Below are 2,313 nucleotides of genomic sequence, written 5' to 3'. Positions count from 1 at the left end.
TCCATTCCCCCGTATCCAGCCGGCGAAGAACAGCAGTCGCACGTGCCGTACACCGCGAGTGACGGGATGACGTTTGTATGGTTCCCCTTACGACGGGATCTGTCAGCAGAAATCGTCCGAGCAGAATTTGTCCGTCCTGTTCGAAGTTGACTGTGCTCAGTCCTTCCGTATCGGCCTTCCAGTCACGTGCGGGGGTCAGCACGACGTCGACTTCGGGATCGCGGGTGAGCGTGAGCTTTGAATTCGTGACATCACAGTCTTCGGGGCGGACGAACGGCAAGTTGATCTGGACCCCTGAACGGATAGGCAAGCTGCCGCGGAGGGAAATTGTTTGCCGCCCCTGGGTCTTGTCATGAAAAATAACGATGCGCGAGGGATTCGTGCGTGACTCGGCCCAGCGAATCCGGCGTTCCGCGCCGTTCTCGATGACCGAAACCTTCTCTACCCGCAGTCGCCGATCGACATCGAGGACCGTCTGAAAAACAGGTGCCAGCGAGGTTTCAATCTCTCCGACAAGCGACCATTCCATTCGCCGCTTGCCAATCGATCCTGATTGTCGCCACTGCATCGCTCGGCGACGGGGCTGATACGGGACCAATGAGAATGTCGGGGCCGCGGCCGCACGTAGCTCAAACGCGGTTTGTGCCTGGGTTGGAACGACGGTCTCCAGCAGGACGGGGGCCGTCGCGTCGATCCACGCTTGCAGGTAACTCTCTGGCGAGATGCTGTTGACGTATTCGGGGTCCAGATTGCCCGCTTCGACACGGAAGTCCGATGGTGCGGAGATTCCCCACCAGTTTCGTTCAAAATGCCAGACGAGCGTCTCAGAGCCTGCCAGCCCAAACCGGGGGAGTACGGTCTGGACCAGTGAGTCGGCCTGAATCAGCAGCAGTGTCCCATCGACAATGATCTGAGAACGCCGGGGGGACTCGAAAATCAGCCTCAGACGACGCTGGCCAGATGGAAGGACAATCACGTCACTTCTCAACAAATCGTCGTCACGTGAGTGAACGCGACGGACAATGGCGTCGGTGGGAAGTTCGAACTCCAGTGCCTCCAGGCTTCCCTCTTCGACATTGGCGACGAGATGAAACCGAAGTTCAACGCTGGAGGGGCGAAGTTCGAGATGCTGCAGCATCGATGCCGTTGCATTGAGGACCTTGGGAGGAGGTGCAGATTGACCCCAGCGAGCAGAAATCAATGAGGTCAGGCCCAGGTCCGTTTCGATGCGGTAACGATCCGGATCTCGTTCGGACGCACCCCGCGCACCGGTGACCTCGGCATAGGGATAGGGCTCAGGTAGCAAGAGGGTGAGGTGGCTGTTGACCACGCTCGGGATGGCCAGATCCAGCGTTCGACCCCCGGGGCGCGGCTTGCGAAGCCGCAGTTCGATCCTGAACGTGGAGATCCTCTCCTCTTGAAGCTCATCGGCAGCACTGACGGATTCGTCCGACTTGAAACTCGATTCGGGCCGCATCAGCTCGATCGAGTAGCCCTTTCCATTCGGCAGTGAGCCGATCGGAGACGGCTTACCGTTGACCAGGCATGACTCGGCATCGGGCAAGCTCACATCGGCCAGCGCCAGTTCTACCAGGACACTCGGGTCTGACGAGGGGAGCAGATGGACGACGTAGCTGGCCAGGATATTCCAGTGACTTTCGTTCGTTCCCCGCAATTCATAGTTCGCGGCTGAGATCAGATAATCGGGGGTAGCCCCTCGTTCGCTGGCAAGTTCTTTCCATCGTGACAGGACGTCTTTGGGTACATAAACGAAGGGGAGTGATTCGGAGGGATTCCCTTCTTCGTCGACGGGGATGTAGACACGGGGAATCGTCTGGACCAGACCCGCTTCGCCACCTGCCTGCCGGGCAAATGCGGGCGTCGATGAAACTAACGACAATCCCGCGAACGTGATGCCCCCCAGCAGGCAGGCCGTCAGCGTTGCGGGCAAGGTACGTAGAGATGAGCCCATCGATTCCGCTGGAGGTTTCACTGGAGTGAGTAGCCGACGGGGAATCAACAAGGCAATCAGCGTTCCCGCCACGGCGCCTCCCAAGAAACCGGCATACGGCATGGGGGCCGAGAATGTTGCCGCCATGGACAACCCGAGGACGTAAGCAGCAAAACGGTCTCGGTTCGACCAGCCAATCATCCGCAGTCCGATGCCGAGCGTCAGGCAGCCCCCGAAGCTGATCCAGGTGAGCAGCTTGATACGAGAGGTGTGCCACAGCTCAACCGACAGATTCGTAGGCACACCGGGCGTGACGGCTTCATGTCGCTGACCTTCGGCGGCCGCTTCCAGGGATGCTTCCG

Annotated in this window: 1 protein-coding gene; it reads right to left on the bottom strand. The window is 59.4% G+C overall.

Annotated features, from left to right (window positions below; translation table 11 throughout):
- Window positions 1-2,313 (bottom strand): hypothetical protein (locus VGE80_RS11420; protein WP_440592757.1); only part of this gene is annotated, 2,313 nt, incomplete at both ends.

Source organism: Schlesneria sp. (assembly GCF_036405755.1).
Taxonomy (GTDB): Bacteria; Planctomycetota; Planctomycetia; order Planctomycetales; family Planctomycetaceae; genus Schlesneria; species Schlesneria sphaerica.
This window is presented reverse-complemented; position numbering and strand designations above follow the sequence as displayed.